The sequence below is a fragment of the Peptostreptococcus faecalis genome (genome assembly GCF_900240845.1).
Classification (GTDB): Bacteria; Bacillota; Clostridia; order Peptostreptococcales; family Peptostreptococcaceae; genus Peptostreptococcus; species Peptostreptococcus faecalis.
Genome location: NZ_OERU01000011.1, coordinates 1 through 12,498, shown reverse-complemented (window position 1 = coordinate 12,498; position 12,498 = coordinate 1). Strand labels below are relative to the sequence as shown.

General features: G+C 33.8%; 20 protein-coding genes. All 20 read right to left on the bottom strand.

The features are described from left to right. Positions 1–18 precede the first annotated feature (18 nt). On the bottom strand, positions 19–417 hold the full coding sequence (gene rpsH, locus C0982_RS09325) for a 30S ribosomal protein S8 (RefSeq protein ID WP_101773949.1): 399 nt from the start codon (positions 415–417) through the stop codon (positions 19–21). A 30-nt stretch (positions 418–447) separates the two neighbouring features. Next, a complete protein-coding gene (locus C0982_RS09320) occupies positions 448–633 on the bottom strand; it encodes a type Z 30S ribosomal protein S14 (protein ID WP_101773948.1) in 186 nt (61 codons plus the stop codon). A 17-nt stretch (positions 634–650) separates the two neighbouring features. Continuing rightward, positions 651–1,193 carry a 50S ribosomal protein L5 gene (gene rplE, locus C0982_RS09315; RefSeq protein WP_101773947.1) on the bottom strand — a complete coding sequence of 181 codons (543 nt, stop codon included), beginning with the start codon at positions 1,191–1,193 and terminating at the stop codon, positions 651–653. Positions 1,194–1,220: 27 nt separating this feature from the next. Next, positions 1,221–1,526 carry a 50S ribosomal protein L24 gene (rplX, locus tag C0982_RS09310; RefSeq protein ID WP_101773973.1) on the bottom strand — a complete coding sequence of 102 codons (306 nt, stop codon included), beginning with the start codon at positions 1,524–1,526 and terminating at the stop codon, positions 1,221–1,223. Between the two features lie 25 nt (positions 1,527–1,551). Then, positions 1,552–1,920, bottom strand: a complete 369-nt coding sequence (gene rplN, locus C0982_RS09305) for a 50S ribosomal protein L14 (RefSeq protein ID WP_101773946.1) — start codon at positions 1,918–1,920, stop codon at positions 1,552–1,554. A gap of 24 nt (positions 1,921–1,944) precedes the next feature. Beyond that, entirely contained in the window at positions 1,945–2,199 is a 255-nt protein-coding gene (gene rpsQ, locus C0982_RS09300) for a 30S ribosomal protein S17 (RefSeq protein WP_101773945.1), read from the bottom strand. A gap of 26 nt (positions 2,200–2,225) precedes the next feature. Beyond that, positions 2,226–2,429, bottom strand: coding sequence for a 50S ribosomal protein L29 (gene rpmC, locus C0982_RS09295; protein WP_101773944.1), 204 nt, complete (start codon positions 2,427–2,429; stop codon positions 2,226–2,228). Position 2,430: 1 nt separating this feature from the next. Continuing rightward, the gene (gene rplP / locus C0982_RS09290) at positions 2,431–2,859 is read right to left on the bottom strand and encodes a 50S ribosomal protein L16 (protein ID WP_101773943.1); all 429 of its coding nucleotides are present in this window, start codon (positions 2,857–2,859) and stop codon (positions 2,431–2,433) included. A 30-nt stretch (positions 2,860–2,889) separates the two neighbouring features. Continuing rightward, the gene (gene rpsC / locus C0982_RS09285) at positions 2,890–3,684 is read right to left on the bottom strand and encodes a 30S ribosomal protein S3 (RefSeq protein WP_101773942.1); all 795 of its coding nucleotides are present in this window, start codon (positions 3,682–3,684) and stop codon (positions 2,890–2,892) included. Positions 3,685–3,702: 18 nt separating this feature from the next. Then, a complete protein-coding gene (rplV, locus tag C0982_RS09280) occupies positions 3,703–4,041 on the bottom strand; it encodes a 50S ribosomal protein L22 (protein WP_101773941.1) in 339 nt (112 codons plus the stop codon). 28 nt (positions 4,042–4,069) lie between these two features. After that, positions 4,070–4,351 carry a 30S ribosomal protein S19 gene (rpsS, locus tag C0982_RS09275; RefSeq protein ID WP_101773940.1) on the bottom strand — a complete coding sequence of 94 codons (282 nt, stop codon included), beginning with the start codon at positions 4,349–4,351 and terminating at the stop codon, positions 4,070–4,072. A gap of 33 nt (positions 4,352–4,384) precedes the next feature. Beyond that, entirely contained in the window at positions 4,385–5,215 is an 831-nt protein-coding gene (gene rplB / locus C0982_RS09270; RefSeq protein ID WP_101773939.1) for a 50S ribosomal protein L2, read from the bottom strand. 24 nt (positions 5,216–5,239) lie between these two features. Continuing rightward, a complete protein-coding gene (rplW, locus tag C0982_RS09265; RefSeq protein ID WP_101773938.1) occupies positions 5,240–5,530 on the bottom strand; it encodes a 50S ribosomal protein L23 in 291 nt (96 codons plus the stop codon). After that, complete coding sequence (gene rplD, locus C0982_RS09260; RefSeq protein ID WP_101773937.1) at positions 5,530–6,153, bottom strand: 50S ribosomal protein L4; 624 nt, start codon at positions 6,151–6,153, stop codon at positions 5,530–5,532. The genes rplW and rplD overlap by 1 nt, the downstream gene beginning before the upstream one ends. 26 nt (positions 6,154–6,179) lie before the next feature. Further along, on the bottom strand, positions 6,180–6,809 hold the full coding sequence (gene rplC, locus C0982_RS09255) for a 50S ribosomal protein L3 (RefSeq protein WP_101773936.1): 630 nt from the start codon (positions 6,807–6,809) through the stop codon (positions 6,180–6,182). A 74-nt stretch (positions 6,810–6,883) separates the two neighbouring features. Then, positions 6,884–7,195, bottom strand: a complete 312-nt coding sequence (gene rpsJ / locus C0982_RS09250) for a 30S ribosomal protein S10 (RefSeq protein WP_101773935.1) — start codon at positions 7,193–7,195, stop codon at positions 6,884–6,886. Positions 7,196–7,605: 410 nt separating this feature from the next. Next, positions 7,606–9,060: a Na+/H+ antiporter NhaC family protein gene (locus tag C0982_RS09245; protein WP_101773934.1), complete on the bottom strand. Its 1,455-nt coding sequence runs from the start codon at positions 9,058–9,060 to the stop codon at positions 7,606–7,608. Between the two features lie 17 nt (positions 9,061–9,077). Next, positions 9,078–10,277: a methionine gamma-lyase gene (megL, locus tag C0982_RS09240; RefSeq protein WP_101773933.1), complete on the bottom strand. Its 1,200-nt coding sequence runs from the start codon at positions 10,275–10,277 to the stop codon at positions 9,078–9,080. A 368-nt stretch (positions 10,278–10,645) separates the two neighbouring features. Continuing rightward, positions 10,646–12,259: a sigma 54-interacting transcriptional regulator gene (locus tag C0982_RS09235; RefSeq protein ID WP_101773932.1), complete on the bottom strand. Its 1,614-nt coding sequence runs from the start codon at positions 12,257–12,259 to the stop codon at positions 10,646–10,648. 136 nt (positions 12,260–12,395) lie between these two features. Further along, positions 12,396–12,498, bottom strand: a 103-nt coding sequence (locus tag C0982_RS09230) for an EF-Tu C-terminal domain-related protein (protein WP_330399816.1), incomplete at its 5' end; no start/stop codon positions are given.

Below are 12,498 nucleotides of genomic sequence, written 5' to 3'. Positions count from 1 at the left end.
CCTTACGTTAAAGAAATCTTACCATACGTAGCAGATTACTTCTCCACCTACGTTTATATTTCTTGCCTGCTTATCAGTTAATATACCATGTGATGTTGATATAATAGCTATACCTAACCCGTTTAATACTTTTGGTACATCTTCTGCTGCTGCATATATTCTCATTCCAGGCTTAGATATTCTCTTTAGTCCAGATATTACTCTTTCACCTTCCTGAGTATATTTAAGCTGTGTTCTAATTATTCCCTGTTTTCCATCTTCTATTACATCATAACCTCTAATAAATCCTTCTTCAAGAAGTATTCTAGCTAGTTCTTTTTTTATGTTAGAAGCAGGAACATCAACAGTGTCATGCTTAACAGTATTAGCGTTTCTTATTCTTGTAAGCATATCTGCGATTGGATCTGTCATTGTCATAATAAAACCCTCCTTCCTAATTTATCTATCTTACCAACTTGATTTTCTTACACCAGGTATCTGTCCCTTGTATGCTAATTCTCTAAAACATATACGGCATATACCGAAGTCTTTTAGAACTGAATGTGGTCTACCACATATTGAGCATCTAGTGTATTCTCTAGTTTTGTATTTTTGCTTCTTCTGTTGCTTAACAATCATTGCTTTTCTAGCCACGTGAATCCCTCCTTTACCTACTTAGAAAATGGCATTCCTAATAATTTTATTAGTTCACGAGCTTCTTCGTCAGTCTTAGCACTTGTTACGAAGATAATGTCCATTCCTCTAACCTTGTCAACTTTATCATATTCAATTTCTGGGAATATAAGTTGTTCCTTTATTCCTAAAGCGTAGTTACCTCTTCCGTCAAATGAGTCTGGATTAACACCTCTAAAGTCTCTTACTCTTGGTAAAGAAACTGATACCAACTTATCAACGAAGTAGAACATCTTGTCACCTCTTAGTGTAACCTTTGTTCCTATAGCCATTCCTTCTCTAAGTTTGAAGTTCGCAACTGATTTTCTTGCCTTAGTTACGACTGGTCTCTGTCCAGAAATCATTTCTAGTTCTTCTACTGCTTTTTCAAGACTCTTTACATTGTCTTTAGATTCACCAATACCCATATTAATTACTATCTTTTCAAGCTTAGGTATTTCCATTACATTTTTATATCCGAACTTCTCCATCAATGCTGGAGCAACTTCCTTATTGTATTTTTCTATTAATCTTGAAGTCATTGTGTTCCCTCCTTTCGCATCTATTTATTATAATTCTTTTCCGCTCTTTGCAGATACTCTTACTTTCTTTCCGTCTCTAACTTCATATCTAACTCTTACACCCTTATCTGCTTCTGCATCAAATGGCATAACATTTGAGATGTGTATAGGAGCTTCTTTAGTTGTTATTCCACCCTGTGGACTAGTCGCAGATGGCTTGTTGTGCTTAGTTACTATATTCACACCTTCAACAACTACTTTGTCATTTTTAGGATCTACATTTAGTACTAGTCCCTTTTTGCCTTTATCTTTACCTGCTATAACTACTACAGTGTCATTTTTCTTTACACGCATCATTGATCTATTGCACCTCCTCTATTTATAGTACTTCTGGAGCTAGAGATACTATTTTCATATAATCATAATCTCTTAACTCTCTCGCAACAGGTCCAAATATACGAGTACCTACCGGTGTCTTGTCATCCTTTATAATAACTGCAGCATTTTCATCAAATGAAATATAGCTACCATCGTTACGTCTCATTCCCTGCTTTGTTCTAACTACAACAGCTTTTACTATTTTACCTTTTTTTACAACTCCGCCTGGTGTTGCACTTTTTACTGTTGCAACTATTACGTCACCTACATTGGCGTACTTTCTCTTGTTTCCGCCTAGAACACGTATACACAAAATTTCTCTAGCACCTGAGTTATCAGCTACTTTTAAACGTGATTCCTGCTGTATCATCGCAATTCCTCCTTCTTCTTAGAACTATTTTACCTTTTCTATTACTTCAACAATTCTAAATCTCTTATCCTTAGATAAAGGTCTAGTTTCCATTATTCTTACTCTGTCTCCAGCGTTACATATATTCATCTCATCATGAGCTTTGTATTTCTTTGTTCTTTTAACACGCTTATTGTAAAGTGGATGTTTAACGAAATCTTCACAAGCTACTACTACAGTCTTGTCCATCTTATCACTTACAACACGGCCTATTCTAACTTTTCTTCTGTTTCTTTCCATGTCTATAAAGCCTCCTTCTTCCAATATTAAGCTCTAGCTTCGTTTAACTTTCTTTCTGCAAGAACAGTCTTAACTTTAGCTATGTTTCTTCTTACAGCCTTTATTCTAGCTGTATTCTGTAACTGACCAGTAGCTAATTGGAATCTTAAGCTAAATAATTCACTTTTGAACTCGTCTAATTTCGATAATAATTCTTCACCTGATAGATTTCTTAATTCTTTAGCTTTCATCCTATTCACCTACCTTCTCTAAATCTTCTTTCTTAACAAACTTACACTTGATTGGAAGTTTGTTTGCGGCAAGTCTCATTGCTTCTCTAGCCTTGCTTTCTGAAACACCAGCTAGTTCAAACATTACTCTACCTGGCTTTACTACTGCTACCCAATATTCTGGAGATCCCTTACCAGCACCCATACGAGTTTCTGCAGGCTTTCTAGTTATTGGTTTGTGTGGGAAGATCTTTATCCATACCTTACCACCTCTTTTAATATATCTTGTCATCGCAATTCTGGCTGCTTCTATCTGGTTAGAAGTAATCCAAGTTGGTTCTAAAGCAACTAGTCCGAACTCTCCATAAGTTACTTTGTTCCCTTTGGTTGCTCTACCAGCTAAGCTTCCTCTATGAACTCTACGACGCTTTACTCTCTTTGGCATTAACATGAGCTATTTCCTCCTTCCGAACTAATTGTCCTACTTTGCATCCCTTTTTGGAGCTCTAGGACCTCTGTTATTGTTGTTTCTTCTATCGTTATTTCTATTTCCTCTTCTATCGTTTCCTCTAGTGTTTCTTCTGTTATCTCTAGCGTTTTTTCTTTCCGCTTTCTTTTCTTCTCTTTCAGTTGATAGGTTTCTACCTGGAAGTATTTCACCGTTGCATACCCAAACCTTGATACCTATTTTTCCATAAGTAGTGTTTGCTTCTGCAAATCCATACTCGATATCAGATCTTAATGTATGAAGAGGCACATTTCCTTCACTATATCCTTCTGTTCTAGCCATTTCCGCTCCACCTAATCTACCAGATGAGCTTACTTTTATACCCTTAGCTCCTGACTTCATAGCTCTTTGAACAGCTTGCTTCATAGCTCTTCTGAATGCGATTCTTCTTTCGATTGCCTGAGCTATATTTTCAGCAACTAACTGAGCTTCTTTGTCTATGTTTCTTACTTCAACTATGTTAAGTATAACAACTTTTCCAGTCATCTTTTCTAACTTAGCTTTTAGAGCTTCGATTCCAGCTCCTCCCTTACCTATTACAACGCCTGGCTTTGCAACATGTAAGTCCATTTTTACTTTGTTAGCTGATCTTTCTATCTCTATCTTAGCTAGTCCTGAAGAATGTAATGCTTTCTTTAAATATTCTCTCAGAACGTAGTCTTCTTTTATGAACTCACCAAATTCTTTTCTATCATTAGCGAACCATCTTGAGTCCCAATCTTTAATTACACCAACTCTTAAGCCGTGTGGATTTACCTTCTGACCCATTTGTGTCCCTCCTTCTTATTAATTTTCTCTTTCCTTTATAACAACCTCGATATGAGATGTTCTTTTTCTTATTGTTGTTGCTCTACCCTGTGCTCTAGGTCTGAATCTCTTCATTGTAGGACCCTGGTTAGCAACTATAGATGCTATATAAAGTTTATCTGCATCCATTTCATGGTTATTTTCAGCGTTTGCAGCGGCAGACTTTACAACCTTAGATATTATTTCTGATGCTTGTCTAGGTGTAAACTTTAATATTGCCATTGCTTCGTTAACGTTTTTTCCTCTAACTAGGTCGCATACCTGTCCAGCTTTTCTAGCAGATACACGTACAAATTTAGCTGTAGCTTTTGCTTCCATTGATATTCCTCCTTTCACCTTCAATTAATTACTTTCTTTTTGAAGATTTTTCGTCATCCTTGTGACCTCTAAAAGTTCTTGTTGAAACGAATTCTCCTAATTTATGTCCAACCATATCTTCTGTAATATATACAGGTATATGTCTTCTTCCATCATGAACAGCTATAGTATGCTCTACAAACTGTGGGAATATTGTTGAAGTTCTTGACCAAGTCTTTATAACTTCTTTACTTCCACTAGCATTCATAGCTTCGATCTTCTTTAGTAATCCTGCATGGACAAAAGGTCCTTTTTTTGTTGATCTTGACATTATTAGTCCTCCTTCCTGAGTAAAATAAATCTATTACTTAGTTCTTCTAGATACTATTAACTTACCTGAAGCTTTTTTCTTCTTTCTAGTCTTATATCCAAGAGCTGGTTTACCCCATGGAGTAACTGGTGATGGTCTACCTATTGGAGTTCTACCTTCACCACCACCGTGTGGATGGTCATTAGGGTTCATTACAGAACCTCTTACTGTAGGTCTAATTCCCATATGTCTTTTTCTACCAGCTTTACCTATTACTACATTTCCATATTCTGCATTTCCAACATGTCCTATAGTAGCTCTACATCTTATATTTACATATCTCATTTCTCCAGAAGGTAATCTAAGAAGTGCTTTTGTACCTTCCTTTGCCATTAACTGAGCAGAAACACCAGCAGTTCTTACTAGCTGTCCACCTTTTCCGGCTTTTAATTCGATATTATGAACATGAGTACCTACTGGCATGTCCTTTAATTCTAAACAGTTACCTGGCTTAATGTCAGCACCTACTCCTGAAAGTAAAGTATCTCCTACTTTAATTCCTAGTGGAGCTAGTATGTATCTCTTTTCACCATCTGCATAGTGTAGAAGAGCTATATTAGCAGTTCTGTTTGGATCGTATTCTATTGTGGCAACTTTTGCAGGTATACCATCTTTGTTTCTCTTGAAATCTATTAATCTATATTTTCTCTTGTTTCCGCCACCTTTATGACGAACAGTTATCTTACCATGAACATTTCTACCAGCGTTCTTCTTAAGACTAACTAGTAGTGACTTTTCCGGCTGATCGCATGTTATTTCATCTGACTTTAAAACTGTCATTTGTCTTAAGGCAGGAGAAGTTGGTTTAAACTTTTTAATAGCCATTTTTTTTACCCTCCTTAATTCGAATTACATTCCTGTGAAGAATTCAATATCCTTACTTTCAGCAGTAAGTTTTACTACAGCTTTCTTGAAGCTTGCAGTTTTTCCTGAAGTTCTTCCCATTCTCTTCATTTTTCCATCGTAGTTTAAAGTATTTACAGTATCTACATCTACTTCAAATATTTTTTCTACTGCTTTTTTTATTTCAGTCTTGTTTGCATCTTTAGCAACAACAAAAGTGTATTTCTTATTTCCCATTTCAGCCATTGACTGTTCAGTAACGACTGGCTTTATGATTATATCATGTGGATTTGTCATTACGCGTACACCTCCTCCACTTTCTTAACTGCGTCTGTAGTTATAATGAATGAGTCACAGTTTAATATGTCGTAAACATTTAGTGTGTTTACATGACAAACATTAGCACCATCTATATTTCTTACTGACTTTACTACGTTTTCGTCATTGTCTGCAGTTACAACTAAAGTTTTCTTTGCTGCTTCTACATTCTTAAACATATTTACTATTTCTTTTGTCTTAGGAGCTTCGAAACTTAGTGCATCTAGTACTATTATTTCGTTGTCCTGAACTTTTGAAGATAAAGCAGATTTCATAGCTAATCTTCTAACCTTCTTAGGTAATGAGTAGCTGTAATCTCTTGGCTTTGGTGCGAATGCAACTCCACCGCCTACCCATTGTACTGATCTTATAGAACCTTGTCTAGCTCTACCTGTACCCTTTTGTCTCCATGGCTTTCTACCACCACCTCTAACTTCAGCTCTTGTCTTAGCTGACTGAGTACCTTGTCTTTTGTTAGCTAACTGGCACTTTACTGCTTCGTAAAGAACATGTTCGTTAACTTCTATATTAAATACTGAATCGTTTAATTCAATTTCACCTACATTTTGGCCTGATACGTTTAATACATTAATCTTTGGCATTTGTTAATCCTCCTTTCCTCTAATGTTTACTTAGAACCCTTAATAGCTGATTTTACAGTTACTACAGTTCCCTTAGCTCCAGGAATTGCTCCCTTTACTAGTAAAAGATTCTTTTCAGCGTCTACTTTTACTACTTCAAGATTTTGAATAGTAATCTTTACGCTACCCATGTGTCCAGCAAGTTTCTTGTTTTTGAAAACTCTACCTGGAGAAGCACAAGCTGACATAGCACCTGGTCTTCTGTGGTATCTAGAACCGTGAGTTTCTGGACCTCTACTCTGTCCATGTCTCTTTATTGCACCCTGGAATCCCTTACCTTTTGATATTCCAGTTACATCTATCTTGTCGCCTTCTGAGAATAAATCAGCTTTTATTTCCTGACCTATTTCATAAGAATCTACTGAATCAACTCTGAATTCCTTAAGCTTTCTCTTAAGTACACCAGACTTTGCTAAGTGACCCTTCTTTGGCTTATTTAATGCTTTTTCTTTTACATCATCGAAACCTATCTGGATAGCTTCATATCCATCATTTTCTAATGTCTTAATCTGTGTAACAACTACAGGACCAGCTTCTACAACAGTTACTGGAACTACAGAACCTTCTGCAGTAAATACCTGAGTCATTCCTATTTTCTTTCCTAGAATCCCTTTCATTTTTACCTCCTATTTTCTTACAGCGGATTGCCTAAATCAGACAATCATTCTAAGATATTACTATCTTAGGCGGTCTATAATTTGATTTCTATATCTACACCTGCTGGCAAGTCAAGTTTCATTAATGAATCGACTGTCTTTGGTGTTGGACTAGCAATATCTATAAGTCTCTTGTGAGTTCTTATTTCAAACTGTTCTCTAGAGTCTTTGTACTTATGTACGGCTCTAAGTATAGTTACAACCTTCTTCTCTGTTGGAAGAGGAATTGGACCTGATACCTGAGAACCTGCTTTTTTAGCAGTGTCAACTATCTTGCTAGCTGAGTAATCTAATAACTTATGATCATATGATTTTAATCTTATTCTTATCTTTTCATTCTTAGCCATTTTTGTCCCTCCTTTTGAATTTTATTTACCTGGCCAGATAAATCAAACACCGATACACTGTTCCGGGTGTTTCGTAACTTCTTAATCGATTTTTGCTTTATCCACCCAAAACTTGTCCACTTTCATGAACATACTAGAATATTTTACCAAACTTATTCTTGTTTTGCAAGCTTTTTTGAACTTTTTTTTATCTTTTTTTAATATCTTCTATATTATATATTTAATTGAATAAATTTTATCCATCTCCATGTTGCCTTGAATTACAGCAACATATCTATTATTCCCTATTACTAGCATCTTAATCTTATAATAATTAATTTAATTATTTTTTATAAAATAGAAAAAACTGCTTAACAGCAGTCTTTTCTATTTATTATTTATATTTTATTTTTTTCTTTATATAATAACTTCTATGTAGTCGCTCCTGAAAGTTTATCTTCTTTTATTACCTTACTAGTCGGCATTTCTCTTTCATAATCCCATGGATCTTTTCTTATCAATCCATCAGAGAAAGGTATATAAATAGAAATAATCGCTGATATAGCTAGTAAAAATAAGAACCATGCATTTGGTACAATCTCTAGTGGAGAAACCTTCCCAGATGCAAAACTGGTTAGTATAAGCATTTGAGCACCATAAGGTATCAACCCTTGGAATATAGTTGAGAATGTACTAAGAAGGGCAGCTCCTTTTCTAGGATCAAGCTTGTACTTATAACATATCTTTTTCGCCATACCACCATTTATTATTATCGCAACAGTGTTATTTGCTATGGCAACATCTGTTACAGATACTAAAGCCGATACCCCCAATCCAGCAGATTTTTCTCCTTTGATTAAGTTTTTCACTTTAGACAACATATAAGAAATTCCACCAGCACTGCTTACCATTTCAGCAAGCCCGCCAGTTAATAATGATAATAAGAATATATCTGTCATATCAGTAAATCCTGAATATGTTGTTTTTAATAATTCTATTGTAGTAAAATCTCCATAGAATAGTCCAATCGCTCCAGCAAGAACTACACCACCTACTAAAACTATAAACACATTTAATCCCATTAAAGCAGTTATTAGCACTACTATGTAAGGAAGTATTTTTACTATATTATAATCATTAGCAGCTTCTGTTACTCCTACTAACGCTTCTGGTCTACCAAATATCATTAATAATATTATTGTTATAGCTGCAGGAAATATTGTCAGCCATAAATTCAATTTGAATTTATCCTTCATTTCACAGCCAAGACTTCTTGTAGAAGCTATAGTTGTATCAGATATTATGGATAAATTATCACCTAGCATAATTCCTCCAAGTACACAACCTAACATCATACCCATCGGTATTCCAGTTTTATCCGCTACCGCAACTGCTATAGGACCAACAGCCGCCGCACTACCTACTGAAGTACCTGTTGCCGTAGAAATAAACGCAGATACTATAAATACACCTGCTGCCATATATTCCATAGGAATGTAAGTAAGACCTAAATTAACAGTCGAGTCTATACCTCCCATTTCTTTACACACAGCTGTAAAAGCACCAGCAAGCAAATATATAATACACATCATCAGTATATTAGAATCTCCACAGCCCTTTAAAAAAGTATTTAGCTTATCTTCAAACTTACCTTTAAAGATTAAAAATGCTGCTATAACGCCTAGCACTACTGCAAGAGGTGCTGGGAATTGATAGAAAGCCATCTCTACTCCTTTGAGTTCGAATATTATACCACTTCCTAGGTATACTCCAACGAATATCAAAAATGGTATAAGAGCTTTCCCATTAGGCATCACATCTTGTGCTTGCTCATTATGTTCACTTGAACTCATATCTTTATCCACTTGTATTTCTTTTTCGCTCATACTATTCTTTCCCCATCTTATAAGTTGTTTAGTGATTTGTTTAAATCTGCTATTATATCATCAGCAGTTTCTAAACCTACAGAAAGTCTTACAAGACCATCAGAAATTCCTGATTCTTCTCTTTCTTCTTTAGTGTAAGGAGAGTGAGTCATTGATGCTGGATGCTCTATAAGAGTTTCTGCATCTCCTAAGCTTACTGCTAACTTTATTATTTCTAAAGAGTTTAATAGTTTTTTACCTTCTTCAATTCCACCCTTTAATTCAAATGCTATTATTCCACCTGATAAGCTCATTTGGCTCTCTGCTAGTTCTTTTTGTTCAAAGCTATCTAGACCTGGGTAATAAACTTTTTCTATCTTATCATGTGCTTCTAAAAATTCAGCAACTTTCATTGCATTTGCACAGTGTCTTTCCATTCTAAGTTCTAATGTTTTTAGACCTCTTGCTACTAAGAAAGCATCAAAAGGACTAAGAACAGCTCCTGTCATATCCTTAACTCCGAATAATCTTACATTAGTTATAAATTCTGTTGTTCCCAATACAAATCCTGCGATTACATCTCCATGACCGTTTAAGTATTTTGTAGCAGAATGTAATACCACGTCTGCACCTAATTCAATTGGTCTTTGAATATATGGTGTTGCAAATGTATTGTCAACAAATACTAAACAATTCTCAACAGAATGTGCTATTTCAGATATTTTTTTAATATCAGATATCTTTAATGTTGGGTTTGCTGGAGTTTCTAAATATACTACTCTAGTATTTTCTTTAATAGCTTTTTTAACGTTTTCAGGATTTGTTATATCTACAAAATCAACTTCTACTCCAAAGTTTTTAATTCCATGATTTAATAATGCAAAAGTACACCCATAAAGCGTATCTGATGCTACAACATGATCTCCTGCTTTCAAAGCTGTCCAAAGAGCAGATGATATAGCTCCCATTCCTGATCCAGTAGACATACAAGCTTCTGCACCTTCTAATATTGCCATTTTTTCTTCTAATGCTGTATTTGAAGGGTTTCCTAATCTACTGTATATATATCCGCCTTCTTCTAATGCAAATCTTCTTCCACCTTGCTCAGCTGAATCAAATATATAAGTTGACGTTGCATATATAGGAGTAGATAGTGCTCCTGAATTAAGATCTTTTGTGTAACCTCCATGAATAGCTTTTGTTGCAAATCCTAGTGTTTCTAGTTCTTTTCTCTGCATTTTTAAAATCCCCCTAAGTTTAATTAATGTTTATAGTTCTCTCGAATTTGAGATACGCTATATATATCGCAACTTCAATGCCAACTTTTTAATTTTTAAGTTATTTCTTGATAAAATATATGTATTTTATTTATATTTACCAAAATATCTGTTTTTTACTTACTTTTTTCTCTTTTTTAGTTAATATGTATTTGTTTTTTCTATGCTTAATTATAGGTGTATTGACTTTATCTTTACACTTTGTTAGAAAACATATACAGTGGTTAATTTTATTTACATATGGGGTTTTATTTTTATTTTCCGGTTTATTTTATTTACATTATTCCTTATTTACTTTATTTTGGTTTATTTATGAACCATTCATCATTTTAATACTTTATTTTATACTTTATGCATTTATTTATAAGAGTAGTGTGCGACATCCCCAATCTAGCAGCTGACTTCCTTACACTTTCTCTTCGTTCTCTCATTTCAGTTAATATTATCTGTTTTTCTAATTCTTCTACAATTTTTTTCAGTGATGAGTTTTTTTCTCTATCATATTCTACTACGTAGCATTTTTGCTTTTCTTTTTTCATATCATTTATGTCTTCGTATTCTTCTTCGTTATAATAAAAATCTTTTTTCATCATTGAATTAGAATCTTCTATTGTGTTGCTTGTTAATATTTTTCCTTCACATAAATTCATAGTTCTTTCAACTATATTTTTCAGTTCTCTTACATTTCCTTTATAACTCAGCTCCATTAATTTTTTTATATAATTATCGCTATATCCTTCTATATTTTTATTAACGTTATTGCTAAGTTCAGAAATAAAATTATCCACTAGCATCGGTATATCTTCTTTTCTTTTGTCTAAAGGAGGGATTAATATAGATAAAACATTTAATCTATAATATAAATCTTCTCTAAATTTTTTTTCTTTCACAAGAGTTTCTAAATCTTTATTTGTGGCACATATTATTCTAACGTCAACATTTTCTTCTACGCTAGATCCAACTCTTCTCAACTTCTTTTCCTGTAAAACTCTTAGTAACTTTGCTTGAGTTAATAATCCTAACTCTCCCACTTCATCTAAAAACAGCGTCCCTGTATCTGCCTCCAAAAATAATCCTTTTTTGTCGCATGTAGCTCCGGTAAACGCACCTTTTTTATATCCAAATAATTCACTTTCAATTAAATCACTAGGCAAAGCCGCGCAGTTCACTGATATAAAGGGCTTTTCATGTCTATTGCTATTAAAAACTATTTCTTTAGCCAGCACCTCTTTTCCTGTACCGCTTTCCCCTAGTATCAATACATTTGAATTACTTTCAGACGCTATATTTATAAATTTTTTTATTTTACTAGCTATTAAGCTTTTTCCTATAAATCTCTTTTGAACTTTTCCCTCATGAAAATTTTTGGATACTTTTGCAAAATTATCCTGCCCGAAAAATAATAGCATTACACCGAATATATCGCCTTCATTATTGTATAATTTTTTAGCACTAATCACTACTTTTATCTCTTTATTCGGTGTTTTTAAATTAAATTCTCTATATTCAAAGTCTTCTTCTTCGCTTAGCAAAGTTTCTACTATGTCATTAACAACCCCTAAATTTATTAATTTTTTATCTATAAGATCTTCTTTTTTTAACCCAAAAATTTCCTCACACAATTTGTTGCATGTTTGGACTTTCATGTCAGATCCCACTGACATAACTCCTGCATTAATCGAATCCATTATTAGGGATAGATTTTTTTCATTTTTTTCAGAGTCCATCCACTCTATCTTTTTAACTTCTTTTACGCCATCTATTCTTTTTAATACTTTCATTAAATTTTCATCATTTATTTTTTTTATTTTTATAGTTACTTCTTTGCTGTTTACTTCTACGGTTTTTAAATCTATATTTAACTTGTATATAGAGTTTAATATTTCAGCTGATATACCAGTCCTATCTTCTGTTAATATTTTATATCTAGCGAGTTTGTCCATTTGTACCTCCAAAATATGAATATTATCAGTTAGCTTTCAGTTCATAATTCATATAGTTTAATCTAAAAAAGACCGCAATAAGCGGTCTTTTAAATTAAATAGTTTTATCTCTTTTATAGTATCTATATTTATAAGATTATTCTATTATAGAAGCAACTACTCCAGAAGCAACTGTTCTTCCACCTTCTCTGATGGCGAATCTTAATCCTTCTTCAACTGCTATTGAGTTGATTAGGTCT

Coding starts and splice junctions, on each gene's coding strand:
- rpsH (WP_101773949.1), bottom strand. CDS start 417: ATGACAATGACAGATCCAATCGCAGATATGCTTACAAGAATAAGAAAC.
- rplE (WP_101773947.1), bottom strand. CDS start 1,193: ATGACTTCAAGATTAATAGAAAAATACAATAAGGAAGTTGCTCCAGCA.
- rplX (WP_101773973.1), bottom strand. CDS start 1,526: ATGCGTGTAAAGAAAAATGACACTGTAGTAGTTATAGCAGGTAAAGAT.
- rplN (WP_101773946.1), bottom strand. CDS start 1,920: ATGATACAGCAGGAATCACGTTTAAAAGTAGCTGATAACTCAGGTGCT.
- rpsQ (WP_101773945.1), bottom strand. CDS start 2,199: ATGGAAAGAAACAGAAGAAAAGTTAGAATAGGCCGTGTTGTAAGTGAT.
- rpmC (WP_101773944.1), bottom strand. CDS start 2,429: ATGAAAGCTAAAGAATTAAGAAATCTATCAGGTGAAGAATTATTATCG.
- rplP (WP_101773943.1), bottom strand. CDS start 2,859: ATGTTAATGCCAAAGAGAGTAAAGCGTCGTAGAGTTCATAGAGGAAGC.
- rpsC (WP_101773942.1), bottom strand. CDS start 3,684: ATGGGTCAGAAGGTAAATCCACACGGCTTAAGAGTTGGTGTAATTAAA.
- rplV (WP_101773941.1), bottom strand. CDS start 4,041: ATGGAAGCAAAAGCTACAGCTAAATTTGTACGTGTATCTGCTAGAAAA.
- rpsS (WP_101773940.1), bottom strand. CDS start 4,351: ATGTCAAGATCAACAAAAAAAGGACCTTTTGTCCATGCAGGATTACTA.
- rplB (WP_101773939.1), bottom strand. CDS start 5,215: ATGGCTATTAAAAAGTTTAAACCAACTTCTCCTGCCTTAAGACAAATG.
- rplW (WP_101773938.1), bottom strand. CDS start 5,530: ATGACAAATCCACATGATATAATCATAAAGCCAGTCGTTACTGAACAG.
- rplD (WP_101773937.1), bottom strand. CDS start 6,153: ATGCCAAAGATTAATGTATTAAACGTATCAGGCCAAAATGTAGGTGAA.
- rplC (WP_101773936.1), bottom strand. CDS start 6,809: ATGAAAGGGATTCTAGGAAAGAAAATAGGAATGACTCAGGTATTTACT.
- rpsJ (WP_101773935.1), bottom strand. CDS start 7,195: ATGGCTAAGAATGAAAAGATAAGAATAAGATTAAAATCATATGATCAT.
- C0982_RS09245 (WP_101773934.1), bottom strand. CDS start 9,060: ATGAGCGAAAAAGAAATACAAGTGGATAAAGATATGAGTTCAAGTGAA.
- megL (WP_101773933.1), bottom strand. CDS start 10,277: ATGCAGAGAAAAGAACTAGAAACACTAGGATTTGCAACAAAAGCTATT.
- C0982_RS09235 (WP_101773932.1), bottom strand. CDS start 12,259: ATGGACAAACTCGCTAGATATAAAATATTAACAGAAGATAGGACTGGT.